The following is a 5,873-nucleotide window of genomic DNA, read 5'->3' as shown; positions in this document are numbered from 1 at the left end:
CAGCAGCCAAACGTACGGCATCGTCATAGTTGCCATCAATAATCGATGCTTCAGCCCCTTCAGCCCGGATGTTTTCCAAACGGGTAAGTGAAGAACCTTTAGGCATATAAACTACTGATTTTTGCTTAAGACGGTTGGCTGTCCATGCTACCCCCCGACCATGATTACCGTCGGTTGCGGTAACAAAAGTAATTTCCCCAAGCTGAGCCCGTACGGTCTCTGAAGTCAGGGTAGTATAATCCATATTGGCAATATCTCTACCCAAACGTTGCGCCAAATATTTGGCGATGGCAAATGAGCCTCCCAGTACTTTAAATGCATTTAAGCCAAAGCGATAAGATTCATCTTTCACATAAACTCCAGCTACCCCCAAGTAGTTAGCCAAATTACTCAGCTTACGGAGTGGCGTACGGCTGTATTCCGGAAAACTTTGATGAAACTTTTTGGCTTTGTCAATTTCTCGCTGACTTAGAAATCGGGTGGATGCCTTACCCCCCAGCTTACTATTAACCACCCATTTAATTTTAGTTTCCATGCCTAACATTACACCTCTTTTACATGCTTCTGACAAATACTTACGCAAATTCTGTGCCAACCTTATGCACCAATCTATGGTTGTTAGCATGATTAGGTTGAATTTTTTTATTTCTCAGACGTAACACTAAGATTACCCGCGATTTAAGCCATTTCGCATCCTGCAGCCCCCTTCACTCCCAGATCGTAATCCATACTTTGCCCGCCATATAAAGCAAAATCTCTTCGAAATAAAGGCTTTTTTGTCGTAAAAACGGAAAGACCATTATCAAAATGATAAAAAACTATCATTTTGATAATGGTCTGTTCCATCTTTTACTGTAATTTTTTATCATATTGATAAACTTATCTGTCGTTTTGCCGGCAGAAGTCTAAAAACAATCAGTTTCAGATGAAAAATAATAATAAAAATACCGGAACTATATATGATGATATCTCTAGCAGAAGCCTGTAGCCCCTGACTATGTTGCATCTTCTAGTTTACGGTACAAAGTAGCAATGCCAATACCTAACTGCTTGGCTGCTAATTGTTTACCTTTGGTAGTTGAGCCATACACCTTAATGGCCTGCAAAATATGTTCGCGCTCGATTTCCCGCAACGGCCGAATTGTAGGCATAGTGTCCTTCACGGTTGGTTCGGCTGACTCCATCACATTCTTGGGCAAGGTATCTTTTGTCAGTAGGCCTGACTCATCTGCCATGTTAATCATAAACTCAATAGTGTTTTCCATCTCGCGCACATTGCCTGGCCAGGAGTATTTCATTAATATGTCTAGTGCTTCCTGAGTAATCCCCTGAATCGGTTTGTTAAACAGCCTACTATACTTTTCAATCATGCTGCTGACAATGGCCGGGATGTCCTCAATCCGCTTTCTTAGCGGCGGCGCTTCAATCGGAATAACATTGAGGCGATAATATAAGTCTTCACGAAACTTATTTTCTTTGATCAGCGCTTTCAAATCTTGATTAGTAGCAGCAATCACCCGCACATCCAACTCAATCAGTTGATTGGAGCCAATCCGCACAAGTTTCCGCTCTTGCAGCACCCTGAGAAGTTTTATCTGCAAATACAGCGGCATATCACCGATTTCGTCAAGAAAAATAACCCCTTTATTAGCCAACTCAAATTTCCCGATTTTACCGCGCGGATCAGCGCCGGTAAAGGCGCCCTTCACATAACCAAACAGCTCACTTTCCAGTAATGTATCAGGAATCGCCCCACAATTTATAGCGATAAATGGCTTGTTCCGCCGGTTGCTTTCTGCATGAATTGCCCTGGCGATTAGTTCCTTGCCTGTGCCACTTTCACCAGTAATCAACACAGTTGAATTAGAGTCAGCAATTTTGAGAATTTTGCTTTTGACTTGGCAAATCGCCTCCGATGTACCGACAATATTTTTCAAACTTACATTTGTACCAACATTGGTAAGGCCATAAATGCCTGACTTAAAGTTCTTCATTTCATTAAAAATAAAAACTTTTTCAAACGGTGCCAAGGCTGGTTCTAATCGCAACATCTCACCCATAAGTTTAAAGGATTTGTCGCCAACAGTGACTTTATATTCCTCGACTCCTAGTAAAGAGTCGCCAGTAGCCTCAATATGGATGGTCTGATGCATCGCATCATGCCTGAGTTGCAATTGTTTAATGGCCGTGCTGTTAATATGAGCTACCCGGCTATGAGAGTCTAACACTAATACCCCTTTGTCAACACTGTTGATAACCTGGTTTAAAAGCTTCATCATAGCCTGATAACGTTCATTTTCCCGCTGCACATAGGCTTTGGCACTGATGAATTCAGCAATTTGGTGCAAAAACTGCCGGTAGGTCTCAAAATCACCTAGCAGATTTTGTTTTTGTTGCAGCGTGGAACAAATCAGACCAATAACCCCGATAATTTCGTTGCCCAATTTGATAGGGGTGCACATTTCCATTTTTTCACTACAACAACCGTATCTGGGACATAACGCACAAAGCGGATGTTCCCCCGGTGTTTCAATCACCTGTGGCTCACCCGTTGCCAGTACTTGCTTATATACATACCCTTCTTCTGACATATCTTCATTGATGCGGTCCTGGTATATCCCCGTGCCAGCAATCCGTATCAAATATTTGTCAACAATTTCTACATCCACTTTGATAACCTGAGAGATGATCCTGGCATATTGCCTTACGGTATCCTGGATTTCTAGCAACTCCGACTGTTTCATCCGGCCAGCCTCCCTTGTCCTGCGCAAAGGCGCCTTAATAATGAGTCTCGTTTTCGTAATACTTGCTTTCCTCTAATACTACAAAAAAAGTTTCCACCTGCGGACAGCCCGCCTTCTGTAACTGTCTGCTGATCGCCTGAGCCACCTTATCTTGCACTGCTTGTCCACGGTCAAACCAGTTAATCTGCACCAATGGAGTAATCAGAACTTCCTGACCATCTTGAATAAAAACACTGTTTACTGCCTCAAGGGTAAAATACTCACGCGGGCAGCCGATAATCTCCGTTAATTCATCAACCAGCGGCTTGCTTATCTGTTTGATGGTTTCGATATCCATTCCTTTGAAAATCAGTTGTGGCATTGTATCCTCCCTGTCTTGTTCATTTGCTTAATATATCTATGTTTCATGTTGGCCAACAGCAACTTTCACAAGTCGATTTCCTAGCAATCAGCCATTAAATCCCAGATTGATATCCATTCGTTTCGTAGACAATAAAATAATAAATGTTACACTAAAACTGTGCTATGAAAGGAGCGTATTATGAAGCATAGTAGTCGCAGAAAAAGTGCCAAACGCAAATATAAACGGCTGGTGGCCGCGCTTGCCGGTGCCGCCATTGTAGGCTCAGCGATACTACCAGGTCTCCCCGTAGCTAAGGTTCAGGCCGCCGAAAATCAGGAAATTGCCGCACCATCCCCCATAATCGAGGACAACCAGTCTCCTGCCCCCACTAAGGAACAAGCTAGTAAAGAGCCAACCAATAAGGAGCAACCTAATAAGGATAAACCTAATAAGCAAGGCAACCAAGACCGTGGTCGTGACCGCCCCACCGAACATCCTAAGCCTACTAGCTCCCCGATAGCGGTTGTTAAGGCTGCCGCTGCGGCCTACGGGTTTGATGCTCGACGCGACAGTTTCTCGCTACAATCCAGCAGTTCAACCGAAGCCGTTGTCTTAGTTCATACCACGAACGGCAAAACCTACAAAGTCCTATTAAAGAAAACTAACGATCAGTGGAGAATTACCAATGTTAAAACCAGCGCTAGCAGTGAGGCTCATACCGGCAACCCGGTGGCTGTCGTTAAAGCCAATGCCAGCATCTTTAACTTTGATGCAAGCAAGGATCGTTTCACGTTATTATCAGAATCTAACGGCAAAGCCGTTGTCCAAGTCAAAACCAGCGGCCAGACTTTCAAAGTTGACTTGGAACAAATCGGCGGCCAGTGGGTAATTACTACCATTCGCGGTATCGGTAATAGTCAATATCCTGCCACCTATCGACCGGCAAGCCAGTTCGGCTATAAGGCTTCCGTCACTGCCCTGCCGGTGCTAACCCTGAGCGAACGAATCTTATACCTCAACAGCAATTTTACGGATTGGACTTGGCGAGAAAGCGGCTATCCAACTGACATGAAGCTGGGAGTCTTACTGACAAAACCTGATCCCAACGATCCCCGCGGCATTCCTGACATCATCATTACGAAAACAGAAAATATCGACTTTGGACGACAATTCGTACTTTATGCCTACCTCGGCTCAGTTTCCGAACAAGGCTATGGTATCGCCATCGAACAGGCAATACAAACAGGTAACAACATCATAGTAACCGTCAGAACCAAAAGCCCGTCAGATAACCGCATGTGGTTCCCGTCTATTACCAATGACCTTATCCCTATCGACCGTTCAGCCTTGAACTTCACCAAGCCTATTACCATTAAATTTGTTGACCAAAAAGGAACTGTACTAAATAACTATACGTTCCACTAAGCAAAATAATGTGGTTAAAAAACTCCTTTTTTCAGCAATCTCATGTTTTTTGGGAATTACTTATAGACGCCAATGTTACCCCAATAAACTTTTGCGATCATGACCATATAGAAACTCAAGTTTCATAATCGCCGCCGTCAGATCATCGGCCTGGACAATATACTGCCACATACGATCAAGCAAATTAAGAGTTTTAGCAAACCCATAAATATAAAACGGCTTTTTAAACACAAAGTTAACAAAGAAATTTTCAAGCAATCTGTCTCCAGTTGCTGGCAAAGACAACGGCTGAGAGACAGCCAGCGCATCTAAGTACTCATAATTCCCCCAAAATAAGGCGGTTAGTTCTCTCCCAAAGGTTTCGTCCTGCGGCAAGCGGTTTACCGCTTGCATCGTATCGGCAAGAAAAGCTAACCGCTGACTAAGCGGCAACCCCCTAAACTGCAGGATATCAATAAAATGGGCTTCCAGTTCAAAATAATAACGCAACGGGTTGTTAACTGCTTGCTGACTAGGATACACGCTAACCGCACAGTTATCTTCAGGCACAGCCGTCGGCGGTTTATCGGCCTTGACAATGTGAAGCGGTTCATCCCGGTCAGCTAGTTGTAATACTGCCGGACAACTAAAGCTGAGAGTCAATTCCATTCCGCGCGAAGTATTCATCGGGAAACGGGGAAACGTCTGACAAACCGCATCAAGGTGGCTGTGACCGGCTTCGCGATGCAAACGGCACTGATTATCGGTATCCAAAAACCAGCAACTGCCGTCAGCCTGTTTGGCAATATAGGCGTATTCGCCATACCCCGCCTGCTCATGTAGCCTTAAAAACGCCTGCTCAAACTCAGCTAGGCGTCCAGTGCTGGTAAACAGTCTCTCATTCCGGCGGTAACTGGCTTCACTCAGGGTAACCTGCCACTGATTGCGACAACAAGTGCCGCACATTTGGCAGGAAAACAGCTCTACTATATCGGTATAAATAAACATGATGTTCTCACAATCCCTATATGCAGCTAAACTATTCAAAAAAAACCTTACGAACAACAATAATGACCAACACAATCCAGCCTACAGCCGCTGCGGCAAGTATGGCAAAAATATATGGCAGCCTTCTGCCCCACTTTTCACTTTGCCGCCGGCTTTCAGCCATTACCGGGGCCGGCAGCAGCTTGGTCAAATACCACATGGCGCCAGTAACCAGCGCAGCGTCATCGGCAATGCCTAACAGCGGCAAATAATCGGGTAGGATATCTATCGGACTAATCAAGTAGATAACTAGCGCTGCCATTAAGCCTTTGAGATAATCAGGAGTTAAGGGATGCCGCCAGGCATAGTACAAAATGATGGCGTTATCCCGCAAC

The 5,873-nt window shown here is 44.5% G+C and carries 7 protein-coding genes; 1 reads left to right on the top strand and 6 read right to left on the bottom strand.

The annotated features are described in order from the left end of the window. From AC29Z1_RS10590 to AC29Z1_RS10575, 4 genes are all read right to left on the bottom strand, one after another. Positions 1 to 535 (bottom strand): pyridoxal-phosphate dependent enzyme (locus AC29Z1_RS10590; protein ID WP_488271432.1); only part of this gene is annotated, 535 nt, incomplete at its 3' end. A gap of 143 nt (positions 536 to 678) precedes the next feature. After that, the gene (locus AC29Z1_RS10585) at positions 679 to 846 is read right to left on the bottom strand and encodes a hypothetical protein (protein ID WP_488271431.1); all 168 of its coding nucleotides are present in this window, start codon (positions 844 to 846) and stop codon (positions 679 to 681) included. Between the two features lie 149 nt (positions 847 to 995). Then, complete coding sequence (locus AC29Z1_RS10580) at positions 996 to 2,744, bottom strand: sigma-54-dependent Fis family transcriptional regulator (RefSeq protein WP_488271430.1); 1,749 nt, start codon at positions 2,742 to 2,744, stop codon at positions 996 to 998. Positions 2,745 to 2,778: 34 nt separating this feature from the next. Continuing rightward, positions 2,779 to 3,105 carry a DUF1904 family protein gene (locus tag AC29Z1_RS10575; RefSeq protein WP_488271429.1) on the bottom strand — a complete coding sequence of 109 codons (327 nt, stop codon included), beginning with the start codon at positions 3,103 to 3,105 and terminating at the stop codon, positions 2,779 to 2,781. Positions 3,106 to 3,285: 180 nt separating this feature from the next. Between AC29Z1_RS10575 and AC29Z1_RS10570 the strand changes: the two genes are divergently transcribed. After that, complete coding sequence (locus AC29Z1_RS10570; protein ID WP_488271428.1) at positions 3,286 to 4,512, top strand: hypothetical protein; 1,227 nt, start codon at positions 3,286 to 3,288, stop codon at positions 4,510 to 4,512. Between the two features lie 75 nt (positions 4,513 to 4,587). Here the strand turns inward: AC29Z1_RS10570 and fliB are convergent, their stop codons facing one another. Both fliB and AC29Z1_RS10560 read right to left on the bottom strand, forming a co-directional pair. Further along, on the bottom strand, positions 4,588 to 5,499 hold the full coding sequence (gene fliB, locus AC29Z1_RS10565) for a flagellin lysine-N-methylase (RefSeq protein ID WP_488271427.1): 912 nt from the start codon (positions 5,497 to 5,499) through the stop codon (positions 4,588 to 4,590). Positions 5,500 to 5,530: 31 nt separating this feature from the next. Then, a partial coding sequence (locus AC29Z1_RS10560) for a YkvA family protein (RefSeq protein ID WP_488271426.1) occupies positions 5,531 to 5,873 on the bottom strand: 343 nt, incomplete at its 5' end.

It is taken from the genome of Sporomusa sp. (assembly GCF_057736855.1).
This window is presented reverse-complemented; position numbering and strand designations above follow the sequence as displayed.

Coding starts and splice junctions, on each gene's coding strand:
- fliB (WP_488271427.1), bottom strand. CDS start 5,499: ATGTTTATTTATACCGATATAGTAGAGCTGTTTTCCTGCCAAATGTGC.
- AC29Z1_RS10575 (WP_488271429.1), bottom strand. CDS start 3,105: ATGCCACAACTGATTTTCAAAGGAATGGATATCGAAACCATCAAACAG.
- AC29Z1_RS10570 (WP_488271428.1), top strand. CDS start 3,286: ATGAAGCATAGTAGTCGCAGAAAAAGTGCCAAACGCAAATATAAACGG.
- AC29Z1_RS10580 (WP_488271430.1), bottom strand. CDS start 2,744: ATGAAACAGTCGGAGTTGCTAGAAATCCAGGATACCGTAAGGCAATAT.
- AC29Z1_RS10585 (WP_488271431.1), bottom strand. CDS start 846: ATGGAACAGACCATTATCAAAATGATAGTTTTTTATCATTTTGATAAT.